This is a genomic window from Mycobacterium sp. DL440 (assembly GCF_011745145.1).
Classification (GTDB): Bacteria; Actinomycetota; Actinomycetes; order Mycobacteriales; family Mycobacteriaceae; genus Mycobacterium.
Genome location: NZ_CP050191.1, coordinates 5,138,003 through 5,152,915, shown reverse-complemented (window position 1 = coordinate 5,152,915; position 14,913 = coordinate 5,138,003). Strand labels below are relative to the sequence as shown.

17 protein-coding genes are annotated in these 14,913 nt (G+C 66.3%); 14 read left to right on the top strand and 3 right to left on the bottom strand.

Going from position 1 to position 14,913, the window contains the following annotated elements; genetic code table 11:
• The first annotated feature begins 24 nt into the window (after positions 1–24).
• From HBE63_RS25140 to HBE63_RS25100, 10 genes are all read left to right on the top strand, one after another.
• Positions 25–624, top strand: a complete 600-nt coding sequence (locus HBE63_RS25140) for a TetR/AcrR family transcriptional regulator (RefSeq protein ID WP_166907264.1) — start codon at positions 25–27, stop codon at positions 622–624.
• 120 nt (positions 625–744) lie between these two features.
• On the top strand, positions 745–1,437 hold the full coding sequence (locus HBE63_RS25135; RefSeq protein WP_243858780.1) for a hypothetical protein: 693 nt from the start codon (positions 745–747) through the stop codon (positions 1,435–1,437).
• A 154-nt stretch (positions 1,438–1,591) separates the two neighbouring features.
• The gene (locus HBE63_RS25130) at positions 1,592–3,115 is read left to right on the top strand and encodes a nitric oxide reductase activation protein NorD (protein WP_166907262.1); all 1,524 of its coding nucleotides are present in this window, start codon (positions 1,592–1,594) and stop codon (positions 3,113–3,115) included.
• A gap of 16 nt (positions 3,116–3,131) precedes the next feature.
• A complete protein-coding gene (locus HBE63_RS25125) occupies positions 3,132–3,971 on the top strand; it encodes a CbbQ/NirQ/NorQ/GpvN family protein (RefSeq protein WP_243858271.1) in 840 nt (279 codons plus the stop codon).
• Positions 3,971–4,099 carry a hypothetical protein gene (locus HBE63_RS31750; RefSeq protein WP_256367889.1) on the top strand — a complete coding sequence of 43 codons (129 nt, stop codon included), beginning with the start codon at positions 3,971–3,973 and terminating at the stop codon, positions 4,097–4,099. The genes HBE63_RS25125 and HBE63_RS31750 overlap by 1 nt, the downstream gene beginning before the upstream one ends.
• A complete protein-coding gene (locus HBE63_RS25120) occupies positions 4,096–4,791 on the top strand; it encodes a hypothetical protein (RefSeq protein WP_371814812.1) in 696 nt (231 codons plus the stop codon). The genes HBE63_RS31750 and HBE63_RS25120 overlap by 4 nt, the downstream gene beginning before the upstream one ends.
• Before the next feature lie 99 nt (positions 4,792–4,890).
• Entirely contained in the window at positions 4,891–5,232 is a 342-nt protein-coding gene (locus HBE63_RS25115; protein ID WP_243858778.1) for a hypothetical protein, read from the top strand.
• A complete protein-coding gene (locus tag HBE63_RS25110; RefSeq protein WP_166907260.1) occupies positions 5,233–6,480 on the top strand; it encodes a cytochrome P450 in 1,248 nt (415 codons plus the stop codon).
• A gap of 39 nt (positions 6,481–6,519) precedes the next feature.
• A complete protein-coding gene (locus tag HBE63_RS25105) occupies positions 6,520–7,059 on the top strand; it encodes a hypothetical protein (RefSeq protein WP_166907258.1) in 540 nt (179 codons plus the stop codon).
• Positions 7,060–7,126: 67 nt separating this feature from the next.
• Positions 7,127–7,570 carry a hypothetical protein gene (locus HBE63_RS25100; RefSeq protein ID WP_166907256.1) on the top strand — a complete coding sequence of 148 codons (444 nt, stop codon included), beginning with the start codon at positions 7,127–7,129 and terminating at the stop codon, positions 7,568–7,570.
• On the opposite strand, the gene HBE63_RS25095 is transcribed toward HBE63_RS25100, so the two are convergent.
• Positions 7,549–8,187: a TetR/AcrR family transcriptional regulator gene (locus HBE63_RS25095; RefSeq protein WP_243858270.1), complete on the bottom strand. Its 639-nt coding sequence runs from the start codon at positions 8,185–8,187 to the stop codon at positions 7,549–7,551. The two genes, HBE63_RS25100 and HBE63_RS25095, sit on opposite strands and share 22 nt — an antisense overlap.
• Before the next feature lie 423 nt (positions 8,188–8,610).
• On the opposite strand from HBE63_RS25095, the gene HBE63_RS25090 reads away from it, so the two are divergent.
• Both HBE63_RS25090 and HBE63_RS25085 read left to right on the top strand, forming a co-directional pair.
• Entirely contained in the window at positions 8,611–9,516 is a 906-nt protein-coding gene (locus HBE63_RS25090; RefSeq protein WP_166907254.1) for an alpha/beta hydrolase fold domain-containing protein, read from the top strand.
• 78 nt (positions 9,517–9,594) lie between these two features.
• Complete coding sequence (locus tag HBE63_RS25085) at positions 9,595–10,956, top strand: FAD-dependent oxidoreductase (RefSeq protein ID WP_166907253.1); 1,362 nt, start codon at positions 9,595–9,597, stop codon at positions 10,954–10,956.
• Here the strand turns inward: HBE63_RS25085 and HBE63_RS25080 are convergent.
• Positions 10,953–11,405 (bottom strand): 6,7-dimethyl-8-ribityllumazine synthase, encoded by a 453-nt coding sequence (locus tag HBE63_RS25080; protein WP_166907251.1) that lies wholly within the window; start codon positions 11,403–11,405, stop codon positions 10,953–10,955. The two genes, HBE63_RS25085 and HBE63_RS25080, sit on opposite strands and share 4 nt — an antisense overlap.
• Positions 11,406–11,437: 32 nt before the next feature.
• Complete coding sequence (locus HBE63_RS25075) at positions 11,438–12,199, bottom strand: S9 family peptidase (protein WP_166907249.1); 762 nt, start codon at positions 12,197–12,199, stop codon at positions 11,438–11,440.
• Positions 12,200–12,351: 152 nt separating this feature from the next.
• Here HBE63_RS25075 and HBE63_RS25070 point away from each other — a divergent pair, with 152 nt between their 5' ends.
• Together HBE63_RS25070 and HBE63_RS25065 are read left to right on the top strand one after the other, a co-directional pair.
• Positions 12,352–13,266 carry a mycobacterial-type methylenetetrahydrofolate reductase gene (locus tag HBE63_RS25070; protein WP_371814811.1) on the top strand — a complete coding sequence of 305 codons (915 nt, stop codon included), beginning with the start codon at positions 12,352–12,354 and terminating at the stop codon, positions 13,264–13,266.
• A gap of 30 nt (positions 13,267–13,296) precedes the next feature.
• On the top strand, positions 13,297–14,913 hold a 1,617-nt coding region (locus HBE63_RS25065; protein WP_166907247.1), incomplete at its 3' end, for an HNH endonuclease signature motif containing protein.

Here is a 14,913-nt window from a genome sequence, read left to right as displayed (position 1 = left end):
GTCCGGTCGACACGAAGGAATGGAATGGCTGTGGCAGACGGGCTGTCTGCGCGCGAGGCGAAGCGCCTGCAGACGCGTGAGCGGTTGATGGGTGCGGCGATCGCCGAGTTCAAGCGTGCCGGGATGGCGGAAGCGGACGTGGGCACGATCGTGACTGCGGCGGGTGTCGCGCACGGCACGTTCTTCTTCCACTTCCCCACCAAGGAGCATGTGCTGCTGGAACTCGAGCAGCGCGAAGAAGTGCGCATCGCCAAGCAGTACGCCCAATTCCTCAAGAAACCGCACAGCCTGGAGGATGGGCTGCGCGAGTCGATGCGGCTGGTTGTCGGCCTGGAACGCCGGCTCGGCGGCATCCTGTTCAAAGATTTTCTCGCCCTGCACTTCTCGCAGACTCGTCCCCCTGCGTCGGACAGTCAGGAGCACCCGGTGATCTCCGGGGTGGCGCGCGAGATCGAGGCGGGCCAGCAGCAGGGCGAGGTCGCCGCCGACGTCAACCCTTGGAACAGTGCGGTCTTCTTCCTGCTCGGCTTCTACGCCCTGCTGATCACCACCAACGATTGGCCGACCCGCGACGCCCTGCTGGACGACTACGTGGTCAGGACCATGCGCAGCCTGACGCCGTAGGCCTACCTCGCGGGGCCCCTGTCGAGCCGGCGAATCGTTGACTATAGTCAGTCAACAGTTCGGGACCGGCTTACAGGAGGACCCTTGAATCTGCCGACTCTCAGGCTTCGTCGCACCGCCATCGCGGGCGGCGACGGCCTGCGCGGCCAAGCCTCTGCCGACCATGACGAGCAGTCCCGGACTGCACAACGACAGGCCGACAAGTGGCTGATCGTCGGATCGCTACTGATCGGCAGCGCCGTCCTCGGCATCTTCGGGCTGCCCATTTTCCTGCGCGGTGTGTGGTTGCTCCGTCGTGCGCAGCGTGACGGACTGTCGGTGCGGCCGATGATGGTCACCCTGCTCGGCTACCTGGTCATCATCGACGCCGCGATCAACGCGATGGGTTGGTCGCTGGACCTGATCGGGAACCACTCCCTGCTGGCGAGAGTGCTTTTGACTGGCTGGGGCAACATGTTTGACGCCGGCTACTTCTGGCACTTCAACGAGCTGTGGGTGGGCGGCGCCGGCGGGCCGGGGGAGAAGGCCTGGGAGGTCGCCCTCATCCTCACTGTCTTCACCATGCGGATTGCTGCGGGCATCGGCTTCCTGCAGATGAAGCGCTGGGGGCAGCAGTGGATGATCGTCACCTGCTGGATGGGCGTGGTGATCTGGTGCGGCTATGTGTTCAACATGACGATGTTCGCCGACGTCCGCTACGCCGGGGTGATCTTCCCCGTGATCGGCTGGTGGCTCTACGACATCTTCTACATCACGCCGTTCCTGGCGATCCCTTACCTGCACACGGTCAACCGCGAGATCTTCACCGACTGAGTGCACAAATATTGACTGAAGTCAGAGATTTCTACCCGACGAGGAGGGCACATGCTCTGGGAGATCTGCCGCTACATCGGCGCTTGGGGCGGCACCGCCCTGATCATCTGGTTCTGGTACTGGATGTTCTCGAACATCGGCACGTTCTGAGCCGATGGCCGACAACGACGCGATCACCGTCGAGCGCAGCTGCGCGCTGACCGCCGTTGCGCTCAGCGGCGGCCGCCGTGCCGGGGTGCGGCTGGTCACCGGTGAGCACCGCGCTTTCGGGCTGAACGCGGCACTCGACTTTGTGCACGTGCCGTACCCGCCTGGCGTCACCACGTGGACCAGGCGATCGCTGACCTGCGGTGTGGCACTGCAGTGCGCGCCGTCGAAGGACCGGCTGGTGCACTATCGGCTGGGCGAGCTGTCCGGCCGGGAGTTGCAGGCCCTGACCCTGGTCGAGGCCGAGGTGGCGCTGGCCTGGATCGCCGTCCGGTGGCCCGGCCTGGTCACCGAAATCCGAAGACTGTTACCGGAATTGGAATCCTCCGATGCCGACCTGCCGGCCGCCGAAATGCTGCGACGGGCGGTGGAGCTGGCCCGCGGCGGCGGACCGCTCGACGTCGACGCGCTGCTGGGCCGGCTGCCCGTGGCCCACACCGCGCCGGCCGGACTGACGGACGGGTTGCGCCGCAGGTTCGGCCGGATGCCGTGGACCAGCACCCAAAAGCGCCTGCCCAGACCCTATTCCGTGCCGGTCGGCGGGGACGGCGGAGTGCGCAATCCCAACCTCCCGCCGCCCAGCCGGCCGCAGGACAACGATCTCGACGTCACCCCGCAGCACCGGCCGGGAATTCCGTATCCGGAGTGGAACGCGTGGACCGACAGTTTCCTGCGCGATCACGTGGCCGTCGTCGAGCACGCCAAGCCCCCGCGCGGCCGCCAGTCTGCGCCGGTGCCGGCCGATCTGCGGGCCTGGTTCTCCGAACACACCCACCGGGCGATGACCGGTCGTCTGGAGGATGGCTCGGACCTGGACGTGGATTCTTATGTCCGCCACCACATCGACCTGGCCACCGGCGAAGCCGGAGAGCCCCGGGTGTTCCGGGAGTTGTTGCCCACCAGCCGGGACGTGTCCACCGCGCTGCTCCTCGACGGCAGTTCGTCGCTGGGCGTGCACGGTGGGCGGATCTTCCGGCTGGAATTGGCCTGTGCGGATGCGTTGTCCCAGGCGATGACCCACGCCCGGGAGCGTCACGGCATCTTCGTGTTCACCGGCAACACCCGTCACCGAGTGGAAGTGCAGTGTCTCAAGGACTTCGAGGATCGACGGTTCGTCCCGCCGAGTGCGGCCGGACTGGTCACCGGCGGATACACCCGCCTGGGCGCGCCGGTGCGACACCTGACCAGTCGGCTGCTGGCCCAACCGTCGGAGCGGCGTCTGCTCATCGTCATCGGCGACGGGCTCATCTCCGACGAGGGTTACGAGGGCCGCTACGCCTGGGCGGATACCGCGCACGCGGTCGAGGAGGCCAACGACGCCGGTGTCGCCGTGTACTACGTGGGCGTCGGGCCGGCCCGCGTCGACCCGTTGCCCGAGGTGTTCGGACCCCGGCGGTCCCAACGGATCCGCCGCGTCGAGGAGCTACCGCGCGTGCTGGCGCATGTTCATCGCGAGTTGGTCGCGGCGTGAGGACGGAAGGAACTGAATGAGTACTGGGCACATGGTCGCCGCCGGAGCGGGTCCAACCACATACTTCGCCAACGGCAACGAGATTCAGCTGTTCGAGCAGTCCTACGCCCGCCGGATCCCGGTGATGCTGACCGGGCCTACCGGTTGCGGCAAGACTCGCCTCGTTGAGCACATGGGCGCGTTGCTGCAGCGCCCGGTGGTGACGATCAGCTGCCATGACGACCTCACCAGCTCGGATCTGGTCGGCCGGTTCATGGTCACCGGAGGCGACGTGGTGTGGACCAACGGGCCGCTGACCCGTGCGGTCAAGGCCGGCGCCATCTGCTACCTCGATGAGGTTGTCGAAGCCCGCCACGATTCACTGGCCATCCTGCATTCGCTCACCGATCATCGTCGTGCGCTGTACCTCGATCGGGCCGGCGAGGTGGTGGCTGCCCCGGAGACCTTCATGCTGGTGTGCTCGTACAACCCGGCCTACCGCAGCTCGCTCAAGGAACTCAAACCCTCATTCCGGCAACGGTTTGTCACCCTGCCGATGGCCTATCTGCCGCCCGAGCGCGAGGCTGCGGTGATTGTCGCGGAAACCGGTGTGGGCCGTGATACCGCAGCGCGCCTGGTGGCCTGCGCCACCGCGATTCGCAGCGCCGACGCCGCGTTCCACTTCGAGCCGCCCTCGACCCGCGTGCTGGTCACTGCCGCGCAGCTGGTCGCGGAAGGCGCCTCCGAATTGGAGGCCGCCGAGGCCTGCGTGCTGGCACCGCTGAGCACGGACGGGGCCATCAACGACGGGCTGCGCGAAGTCGCGGCGGCCGGTCTGCTCGACGGCTCGACGCAACCTCCAGGAAAGGGATTCTGATGAACGAACAAGAGCGAAAGCGCAAGCGGGCATTGATCGTTCTGCAGGTGGTCATCTACGGCTACCTGTTCGCGATGTTCTGCATCCAGATGTACATGTCGTTCGCCCGAGGTTGGTGGGAGCTGTGAGTCTCCCACTGTCCCAGGAAGCTTCGGTGTCCCTCGAAGATCACCACGAGGAGTCCCGGCTCGCCCAGCGCCGGGCCGACAAGTGGATGATCGTCGGGGCGCTGTTGATGGGCATGTGGATTCCGGGCCTGATCGGGTTCCCGATCTTCATGCGCGGGGTCTGGCTGCAGCGCCAGGCCCAGCGCGCGGGATTGTCGGTGCGGCCGATGATCGTCACGCTGATCGGTTACCTGGTGCTGATCGACGGTGCGCTCAACAGCCTGGGGTGGGCATTGGACCTGGTGGCCAACCACACTCTGATCAACCGGGTGCTGATGGTCGGTTGGGGCAACATGTTCGACGCCGGCTACTTCTGGCACTACAACGAACTGTGGGTCGGCGGCTCGGCTGGGCCGGGTGAGAAGTCGATGGTGTTCGGCATGATCATCACGGTCTTCGCGATGCGTTGCGCCGCCGCCATCGGCTTCCTGCAGATGAAGCGCTGGGGCCACCAGTGGATGATCGTCACCTGCTGGATGGGCGTGGTGATCTGGTGCGTCTATGTCTTCAACATGACGATGTTCGCCGACGTCCGCTACGCCGGGGTGATCTTCCCCGTGATCGGCTGGTGGCTCTACGACATCTTCTACATCACGCCGTTCCTGGCGATCCCTTACCTGCACACGGTCAACCGCGAAATCTTCTCCGACTGAATATCTTCCAAGGAGCGCATTGTGTCGAGCCCCGTAGAGAGCACTGAAACAGACCCGGCCCAGGATCTACCGCCGGGCACCACCCCGTACTACGCGAACATGCACAAATGGATCAAGCGGGCCGTGTTGGTGTGCCTGGTCGCCCTCGTCGTCGAAGGCGCGTTCACGTTGCCCTTCATGGCTGTCTACTACGGCTATCCGACGCTGAGCATGACCCAGATCTGCAGCGAGCTGCTGAAGGTCCGCTACTCCGACGACACGCTCGAATGCAAGCACCCCTACCCGATGTTCGGACCTCCCGAAGGTGCCGAGGGTAAGGACACCGCCCGCGATGAGTGGGGTATCCAGCCCACGCCGAAGTATGACCGGTTGGGCTTCCGCGAGCTGGTGCGCCGTCACGAGGAACGCGTGGCCCGCCAGACCCAGGAACAGGGCAAGTAGATGCCCAAGTCGCCCGACGAGCACGCGCGTAACTGGGACCTGCGCCACGAGGACTTCAACGATCACGACCTGTTGTACGAGGTGTATTCGGTGATGCGCCAACAGACGCCGATCACACACACCGAGGCGCCGTTCTTCCCCACCGACGGTGCGTGGGTCGCACTGGGCTATGACGAGTGCTATCGGATTGCGCAGGATTGGGAGCACTTCTCCAGCAACCCGACCCCCGAGGGCGCCCGGCAGGCCGGCGGTGACCTGGTGATCACCCTCGACCCGCCGCGGCAGCAGAAGTTCCGCAAAGTGCTCAACCCGTACTTCTCCCCGGCGCGGATGAAGGCTCTGACACCGCAGATCCGGGCCGAGACCGACCTGCTGATCGACGCGTTCATCGAACAGGGGCAAGGGGATCTTGCCCGGGTCGCCTGGCAGCAACCCGGCATCGTGTTCTTCAAATATCTGCTCGGCATGCCCGTCGGCGACGTCCCGTTGTGCCTCGAGTTGGTCGACACCGCCCTCAACGGCGCCGTCGAGCAGGACCGCATGCTGGCCTGGGGCCGGCTTTATCAGCATCTGCACGATGCGGTGTCGGCCCGCACCGGCGAACCTCCGCGCGATGACATGATCGACGTGCTGCTGCGCGCCGAGATCGACGGTGAACCGTTGCCGTTCAACGACATCGTCGCCAATGCCATCCTGCTGGTCCAGGCGGGTCTCGAAACCACCGCCAGCGCAATGTCTTTCGCATTTCACTACCTGGCTACCCACCCTGGCGAACGCGACCGGCTGATCTCCGAGCCGGAGATCCTGCCGAGGGCTGTCGAGGAGTTCGTCAGGTTCGCCGGATCGATCCACAGCCTGCCCCGCACCGTGGCGAAGGACGTCGAATTGAGCGGACAGCGGCTCTGCCCGGGCGAGGCCGTTGTGCTCAACTACGCCGCGGCCAACCGGGATGCCACCCAGTTCCCCGATCCGGACCGCTGCGTGCTGGACCGCTCGGCCAACCGCCACCTCGGTTTCGGCGCCGGAGTACACCGGTGCCTCGGTTCCAACCTCGCCCGTCTGGAATTCGCCATCGGACTTGAGCAGGTGTTGACCCGGATGCCCGATGTCACCGTGGACCCCGGCGGCACCCCGGTGTTCCATGGCAATTCCGTGACGCGGGGCTACCGCCGGATCCCTGTCGTGTTCTCCCCGGCAGATCCGGTTGTATTGCGGGGACCTAACGATTCGGCGCTGTCTCGGGGTTGACGCCACCGTAAGCAGCAAAGCCGTGGTTCAGTGGTACCGATGTCTGGTACCTGGTCCCCGCGTCGCTGTCTCACCGCTGCGGTGACGGCGGGTGTCACGTTGCTCGCGGTGGGAATACCCTCGGCTTCGGCCGCGCCGGCCAATGATGCGCGCGGGTACGTCGACTCCACGGCGCGGTGTGCCAGTGCGGAGGCGACTGTGTTGTTCGGCAGCACCGACGCCTCCAGGGTGGCGATCTGTTCCGGGTCGGGCGGCAAGTATGAGTACCGCGGTGTCCGCCTGCGCGACGGCGCCAAACTGATCGTGCCTGCGACCCGCAACGACGACGGCGCGTTCCGGGTGGAGAATGCCGGGATCGAATACCTGGTGACGGCGAAGTCGCTGGTGCTGAGCGTGGGGGAGAAGGTGATCCGCGAGGAGGCGATGGTCGACTTCCACCGCCCGGGTGCGCCCGCGGCACAGGATTCGGTGAAGTCTCCCGGTGCGGCTCCCGCTCCGGCCGCGGCGTCGCCCACGCCAACGACGCCGTTGCCGCCGCCACTGGCCGCCGAAGTCGGAGGCGGCAGCGCCCGTCGCTGACCCCGCTGAGCAGCGCACTTGCCCGCGAAGTTGAGGGCAATTGATGAAAATGATAATCATTAACGGTATGCGTGCGTGTTCGTCGTCCCTGCCACCGTCTGATCTGGACCGGCTGCTGGACCAACTCAGGCCGGGAACAACCCGCCTCACCGTTCCGCTCGTCGACGAAGTCGTTCAGGTCGGCATCGGCGGCGACTTCGATACCACCACGGTCGCGGTCACCGTCACGGCGACATCGCTGCGGGTCCGGCGGGTCGACGGCAGGCGTCTGCAGGTGCACATCGTCGAGGGCTGGTCCGATGTGAGCGCGCCAGGGGTGGCGATCCCGGTTTTCGACGAGCCGGTGGGCGTGGTGATCCTCGAACGCTGCGACAGACGATGGGGCGCCGGCGCCGGCCTGCGTGCTGTCCGACGCGCCGACCTCGATCGGTTCGTCGGCACGCTCACCCGGTTCGCACTGGCCAAGCAGTTCCGTGACGGCGGCTTTGATCAGGCGGCGGGTGCGGCGTAGGACTGCAGGTACTGCGTCAGCGCCTGTTGTCCCTCGGTGAGGATCGCCCGGTCCTTCTCGGGGCCGGCGTGAAAAGCCATCTCCAGCAAGCGATCACCCATTTCGACGGCGACCATGGTCACGAGTGGATCGGTGCCTTCGCGCAGCAGCCCCCAATGCAGCAGGCCGGCATGCAGCGCGTTGGCGAACTCGGCCCGGCGCAGGCGCGGATCGGCGAGCTGTCCGCTGGCCAGGCTGGTGTAGTGCAGGTTGACCAGGTGCGGGTGGTTGCGCAGGTGTTCGTAATGGAACTCGAAGATGCCGTGGGCCACCTCGGACAGGCTGGTCGGCGCCAGTGCGGCCAGGACCGCTGCGCCTTCGGCGTCGCGCCGGTCGAGGTGGTCGGTGACGATCTCCTGCAGGATCGCGTCGCGATTGGGGAAGAACTGATACACCGTCGCGACCGGGACATCGGCGCGATGGGCGATGGCGCGGGTGGTGACGGCGTCGACGCCCTGGGTCTCGAGCAGCTCGAGCGCTGCGGCACGGATTCGCTCGACGCGTCGTCTGCTGCGCTCCTGTACTGGTTGGCGGCGCCTTAGGGGCTTGTGGGTGACCACCCGCAAATCGTCGCACATGGATAATGTGAACCCAATTCATGTTAATGATCGCCTGAGTGATCCGGAATTGGTCGGATGGCGGCTTCGCGACGCCTCCCGAAGTGCACTCTGCGCTGCTGCCCAGTCGCCCAGCCCAGCATCGGTGCTGGTCGCAAGGGGTGCGTGGCACGACCAGGCGATCGAGTACCCGCGGGCGGCGGGCGGGCTCGCGGGAGGGGCCGATCGCCGATCGCTATGCCGCGGCACACGGTCCGTACCTCGCGTGGTTGAACTCACAGAGCGTGCGCGGCGGTTGACGCATCCGACCATGGCTCCGGAAAGCAGGGGGTGACAGGGGGATTCGCCGGTACTCGGCACAGTGCCGGTGCTGGCGACGCCGGGAACTGGCGACGCCAAAGAGCGACCCGCTTCGCTCACTCGCTATTGGTAGCGTGGAAAACCGTGTCGATACTGTCCACGCCGATGCTGGCAGATGCCCTTGCCCGGTTGTTCTCCGTAGGGGTGAGACCGGGGCCCATGCGTGACGTTCGGTTCCCCGAAATACCGGGCCGCACAACGCTCATCGAGATCCCGACCCGTCACGGCGACGTTGCCGCCACGGTCTATCGCCCGGCGGCCGGTGAGGACAAGCCCGCGGTGTACGTGAACGTGCACGGCGGTGGTTTCGTCGTCGGGCACCGAGAGCAGGACGACCCGTGGTGCCGTTTCCTCGCCGAACACGCGAATGTCGTTGTGGTCAACGTCGATTACGTGCTCGCACCACGTCACCGGTTTCCGGCCCCGGCCGAACAGATCTATGACGTGCTGAGTTGGGCCGCGGCGCCCGAGCGGGACTGGGACGGCAGCAGGTTGTGCGTCGGCGGGCAGAGCGCGGGCGGCAGCTTGTCCGCGGCGGCCGCGCGGCTGTCCTTCGAGAACGGCGGGCCGCGGATCGCGCTACAGGTCTTGCACTATCCACCGCTGGATCTGGTCACCGCCACCAAGGACAAGCATTCCCCGGTCGGCACCAAGGCGGTGTTGAAGCCGTGGATGGGGGAGGTGTTCGACACCGCCTACATCCCCGATCGTGCCCAACGCAGCGACCGCCTGGCGTCCCCGGCCTGGGGTGCCAACGCCGACGGAATCGACGGCATCGCCCCGGCGTTGATCGTCACCGCCGAGTACGACAGGCTGCGCGACGAAGCGTGGCGCTACGCGCAGAAACTCGACGCGGTCGGCGCCTTGGCCGAGTACTACGAAGTGCCCGACGTCGACCACGGCTACAACATCATGAGCGACAACGTCGACGTCACCCGGAAGGCCTACGAGCACATCGCCGGACACGTCCGGCGCGCCACCGCACCGTGACAGGGATCTCGTAGGGGAGGACTTGCGGGAACCGTGCATCTACTTAGGCTTGCCTTACCTAAATACGTAAGGGTGGTCATGAGGAAGATCCAGGTAGCAGTCATCGGCGCGGGTCCCGCGGGCATCTATGCCGCCGACATCCTGACCAAGGAGTACGAGGATGCGCGGGTCGATGTATTCGACCGGTTGCCTGCGCCGTACGGACTGGTGCGCTACGGCGTCGCCCCGGACCATCCGCGGATCAAGGAAATCATCAAGGCCCTGCGCCGGGTGCTGTCCCGGGACGAGAACAGCGTGCGATTCATCGGCAACGTCCACTACGGCACGGATCTCCGACTGGCCGATCTTCGCTGCCACTACGACGCCGTGATCTTCTCCACCGGTGCGCGCGCTGACCGGGCGCTCGAGATCCCCGGCATCGGTCTGCCGGGAAGCTACGGCGCCGCCGACTTCGTGTCCTGGTATGACGGACATCCCGACGTGCCCCGCACCTGGCCGCTGACGGCGAAGCACGTCGCGGTACTCGGAGCCGGCAACGTGGCACTCGACATCGCCCGGGTGCTCGCCAAGCCGGCCGATGAGCAGCTCGGCACCGAGATTCCCGGCAACGTCTACCAGGGCCTTGCCGCCAATCAGGCCACCGACGTCCACGTGTTCGCCCGTCGCGGGCCGGCCCAGATCAAGTTCAGCCCCATGGAGTTTCGTGAACTGTCGCACTCGCCGAGCATCGACGTCGTCGTCCATCCCGAGGGTTTCGAGATCGATGAAGCCAGCCAGCAGGCCATCAACACGAGCAAGTCGACCAGACTCGTAGTCGACACGATGATGAAGTATCTGCAGCGTGAGCCGACGGGCGCACCGCACCGCATTCATCTGCATCTGTGCCAGTCGCCTGTGGCGGTGCTGGGTACGGACCGGGTCGAGGGACTGCGGACCGAGCGCACCGAACTTCGCGGGGACGGGAATGTCCGGGGGACCGGAGAATTCACCGATTGGCCGGTCGAAGCCGTGTACCGCGCGGTCGGCTATCTATCTACCCATCTGGCGGATCTGCCGTTCGACCACCACGCCGGCGTGGTGCCCAATGACGCGGGACGGGTGCTCGATATCGATGGGGCATTGATCGACGCCGCCTACGTGACGGGCTGGATCAAACGCGGACCGATCGGGTTGATCGGACACACCAAATCCGACGCGGCCGAAACCGTCGCGAGCCTGCTCAACGACCTGCCCGGCCTGCGGGCCCCCGAAACCACCGATCCTGACGCGATACTCGCGCATCTGGCGGCCAACGATGTCGACTACACCACGTGGGCGGAGTGGGAACGTCTTGATGCTCACGAGATGTCGCTGGGCGAGGTGCAGGCGCGCGAACGCGTCAAGGTGGTGGCACGCGAGGACATGATCCGAGCCGGCCGCGACGCCCTGGTGCGCGACTAATCCAGCGAGCTGTGCAGCGCCAAGGTGGCCGCGACGGCGTTGGCAGCCTCCGCGCCCTTCTTGACGAAGTGCTTGGTGAAGTAGTCGATGTGCTCGTCGTGTTCGTGGAAATGGTGCGGGGTGAGCACGACGGAGAACACCGGCACGTCGGTGTCGAGTTGCACGCGCATCAGCCCGTCGATCACCGCGGTGGCCACGAAGTCGTGGCGGTAGATGCCGCCGTCGACGACGAGTCCGGCCGCGACGATCGCCCGGTACCGCCCGGTGAGGGCCAGACGCTTTGCGGTGAGCGGGATTTCGAACGCGCCGGGGACCTCGAAGAACGCCAGGGCATCGACGGCGATGCCATGGGTGCCGATCTGTTCGGTGAACCCCTCGCGGGCCTTGTCGACGATGCTGCGATGCCAGGTGGCTTGCACGAACGCGATCTGAGTGGCTGCGTCAGACATGTAGTGACGCTATCGCACGCCGAGCGATCCGATCACGCGTCGCCGAGGTACGCGTCGGCCCAGGAGCCGATGATTCTGCCGGCGCGTTTGGCTTGCCCGGGCCCGGTCAGCAGATGTTCGGAACCTTCCAGGGAGACGAAGCTGCGCGGATGGCGGGCGGCCCAGAAGATGTCGCTGGCGTTCTTGATGCCGACGGTGTTGTCGGTCGGGGAGTGCAGGATCAGCAGCGGCATCTTGAGGGCCGTGATCTTGTCGCGCAGCTCGGCGGCCCGGACATCCTCGACGAAGGCGCGTTTGAGGGTCAGGGTCTTCCCGCCCACCATCCACTGCCCGCTGCCCTCGGCGCAGACCTGCTCGATCACCGCGTCGTACTGGCGCTCGACGTGTGTGGGATCGAACGGTGCGCCCACGGTCACCACGGCCCGGACACCCGGTGATCGTCGGGCCGCGGCAATGACGGCCGAACCGCCCCACGAATGTCCGATCAGGATGTCGGCCGGGGTGCCGCGCTCGGCCATGAACTTGCAGGCCTCGATGATGTCCTGGGCCTTGTGGGTGAACGAGCCGTCACCCCAGTCGCCCTCGGATCCGCCCAGGCCGAGTGCGTCGTAGCGCAGCATTCCTATGCCGTCGGCAGCCAGCTGTTTGCAGATGCGCGAGGCGGCCGGAGAGTCCTTGCCGAGGGTGAAGCCGTGCGAGAACACGCCCCAGCCGCGCACCGGTCCATCGGGCCGATCGATCACCCCGGCCAGCATCGGGCCCGTCGAACTGGGGAATGTGACGCGCTCAGCCATGCAGGTGGTCTACCACGCGGCGGGCAATGCGGCGAACGATGCCGCGCTGCCGGGTTAGCGGAGGTACCTGTGTGGTCGCCGGTCTGGCTCCGTAGGGTGGGTGGACCGGCCGGTCATGGTCAATGCCGCCCGTGACGCCGTGTCTGAATGTAATGAGAGTGTGGAGCAATCAGGTGCCTCTGAACACCATCGCGCTGGAACTCGTCCCGCCCACCCTTGATCGCGGTGTGCAGTACCCGGTTGACGAGGCGCGAAAAGTGCTCGCCTTGGCATCTGAGACCGGTATCGAAGGCCGGATCCGCCACGTGATGATCCCCGGGATGATCGATGAGGACGACGACCGTCCGATCGAGATGAAGCCACGGATGGATGTCCTGGACTACTGGAACATTCTCCGGCCCGAGCTGCCCGGCATGCGCGGTCTGTGCACACAGGTCACCTCGTTCCTGGACTCCGAGGCGCTGGGCAAGCGCCTGACCGACCTGAGTGCGGCGGGTTTCGAGGGCATTGCCTTCGTCGGCGTGCCCCGGACGATGAAGGACGGCGAGGGCGAGGGTGTGGCCCCGACCGATGCCCTGTCGACCTATGAGGAGCTGGTGCCCAACCGCGGCGCCATCCTGATCCCTACCCGCGACGGCGAGCAGGGCCGGTTCAACTTCAAGTGCGGCCAGGGCGCGACCTACGGCATGACGCAGCTGCTGTACTCCGACGCCATCGTCGGTTTCCTGACCGAGTTCGCCAAGACCACCGAACACCGGCCCGAGATCCTGCTGTCCTTCGGCTTCGTGCCGAAGATGGAGACCAAGGTCGGGCTGATCAACTGGCTCATCCAGGACCCGGGCAACGAGGCCGTGGCCGCCGAGCAGGAGTTCGTCAGCCGGTTGGCCGAACTCGACCCGGCTGAGAAGCGTAAGTCGATGGTCGACCTCTACAAACGGGTGATCGACGGGGTGGCCGACCTGGGCTTCCCGCTGAGCATCCACCTCGAGGCGGCCTACGGGGTGTCGAAGCCGGCGTTCGAGACCTTCGCCGAGATGCTGGAGTACTGGGCGCCGGACCGGGTCTAGTGTGCGGCGGCCGCACTTGTCGGTGATCGAATGTATGTTCGAATCATGCAGGCGGGTGCGGTCCAGGCGGTAGCGGGGTTACGCGCTGCTTTCGACGCGTTCGCTGCGTGTGACTTTGCCTCGTTGACCCGCGCTGAGCTGGTCGCGGTGCTCGACGAGTACGAAACGCTGATCTGTCAGATGCCCTCTGTGGGGCATCGGATGTTGGCGCAGTTGCAGGCCGAGGCCACCTCGCAGGAGCTGGGCGCCAAAACCTGGAACGAGGTCCTGCGGATCCGCTGGCGGTTGTCTACCGCTGAAGCCGGCCGGCGGTTGGGTGAGGCTGCCGAGTTGGGGCCGCGGCGCGCTTTGACCGGGGAACCCTTGCCTGCGGTGTTGCCGGTGGTCGCTGCCGCTGAGGCGGCGGGGTTGATCAACGCCGATCACGTGCGGGTGCTGCGCGATGCGGTGCACCGGCTACCGGGATTCGTCGACCAGGTGACCCGCGAGCAGTTCGAAGCCGACCTGGTCCGGGTCGCGGTCGGGGTAGGCCCCAAAGAACTCAAGGACACCGCCGAGTTGCGCCTGTTCCTGCTCGACCAGGACGGCCCCGAACCCGACGACACCGAACGTGCCCGCAAACGCGGGGTCCGTGTCGGCAAGCAGGGCCGGGATGCGATGACGCAGCTGACGGCGAATCTGACCCCCGAAGCTGCTGCGGTGTGGGAGGTGTTGTTCGCCAAGTTCGCCGCCCCGGGCATGTGCAACCCGGATGACGAGCAACCCTGCACCTCCGGCACTCCCACCCAAGCCCAGATCGACAACGATCAGCGCACCCTGGCCCAACGCCAGCACGACGCGCTGCTCGTGATCGGGCGGATCGCGTTGATGAGCGGTGATCTGGGTCAGCTCAACGGATTACCGGTGGCGGTGATCGTCCGCACGACCTTGCAAGACCTCGAATCGCGCGCCGGGATCGGGGTGAGCGGCGGGGGCACCAAGATCCCGATCCGCGACGTCATCCGCATGGGCGCCCACGCCAGTCACTACTTGGCGGTCTTCGATCAGGCCACCGGTGCGGCCCTGAACTATTTCCGGGCCCGCCGTGTCGCCAGCCCGGCCCAACGCATCATGCTCATCGCCCGTGACGGGGGGTGCACCAAACCCGGCTGCACGGTGGGCGCCTACGGCTGTCAAGCCCACCACGGAGAGGCCGACTGGGCTGCCGGCGGGCATACCAACGTCGATGAGATGGCCCTGGCGTGTGGGCCCGACAATCGGCTGGTCGACGCCGATGGCGGTTACACCACCACCATCAACGACCGCGGGGAGGTCGAATGGCAGCCGCCGCCGGGGCTGGACCACGGCCAGAACCGCATCAACTACCACCACCGCCCCGAACTGCTCCTGGCCCCACCCGAGGATCAGCCGGTGCGGGAGCTGAACACCGACCCCGAACGGGAGTGGGAGCTTGAGACAGACCCAGAGCTCTGGCCCGTGCCGGTGCTTGACCCAGACCCGGACTGGGACGTGCCGGTGGTCGAGACAGGCCTGGAGTTCGAGCCGGATTCAGAGTGGGACTTCGACTGGAACGCATACTGGGACAGCACCTTCGACCGAACTGCCCCACCCCACCTCGACCACCTCTGGGACACAGACCCGCTACAC

Coding starts and splice junctions, on each gene's coding strand:
- HBE63_RS25140 (WP_166907264.1), top strand. CDS start 25: ATGGCTGTGGCAGACGGGCTGTCTGCGCGCGAGGCGAAGCGCCTGCAG.
- HBE63_RS25130 (WP_166907262.1), top strand. CDS start 1,592: ATGGCCGACAACGACGCGATCACCGTCGAGCGCAGCTGCGCGCTGACC.
- HBE63_RS25125 (WP_243858271.1), top strand. CDS start 3,132: ATGAGTACTGGGCACATGGTCGCCGCCGGAGCGGGTCCAACCACATAC.
- HBE63_RS31750 (WP_256367889.1), top strand. CDS start 3,971: ATGAACGAACAAGAGCGAAAGCGCAAGCGGGCATTGATCGTTCTGCAG.
- HBE63_RS25115 (WP_243858778.1), top strand. CDS start 4,891: ATGCACAAATGGATCAAGCGGGCCGTGTTGGTGTGCCTGGTCGCCCTC.
- HBE63_RS25110 (WP_166907260.1), top strand. CDS start 5,233: ATGCCCAAGTCGCCCGACGAGCACGCGCGTAACTGGGACCTGCGCCAC.
- HBE63_RS25105 (WP_166907258.1), top strand. CDS start 6,520: ATGTCTGGTACCTGGTCCCCGCGTCGCTGTCTCACCGCTGCGGTGACG.
- HBE63_RS25100 (WP_166907256.1), top strand. CDS start 7,127: ATGCGTGCGTGTTCGTCGTCCCTGCCACCGTCTGATCTGGACCGGCTG.
- HBE63_RS25095 (WP_243858270.1), bottom strand. CDS start 8,187: ATGTGCGACGATTTGCGGGTGGTCACCCACAAGCCCCTAAGGCGCCGC.
- HBE63_RS25085 (WP_166907253.1), top strand. CDS start 9,595: ATGAGGAAGATCCAGGTAGCAGTCATCGGCGCGGGTCCCGCGGGCATC.
- HBE63_RS25080 (WP_166907251.1), bottom strand. CDS start 11,405: ATGTCTGACGCAGCCACTCAGATCGCGTTCGTGCAAGCCACCTGGCAT.
- HBE63_RS25075 (WP_166907249.1), bottom strand. CDS start 12,199: ATGGCTGAGCGCGTCACATTCCCCAGTTCGACGGGCCCGATGCTGGCC.
- HBE63_RS25070 (WP_371814811.1), top strand. CDS start 12,352: ATGAGAGTGTGGAGCAATCAGGTGCCTCTGAACACCATCGCGCTGGAA.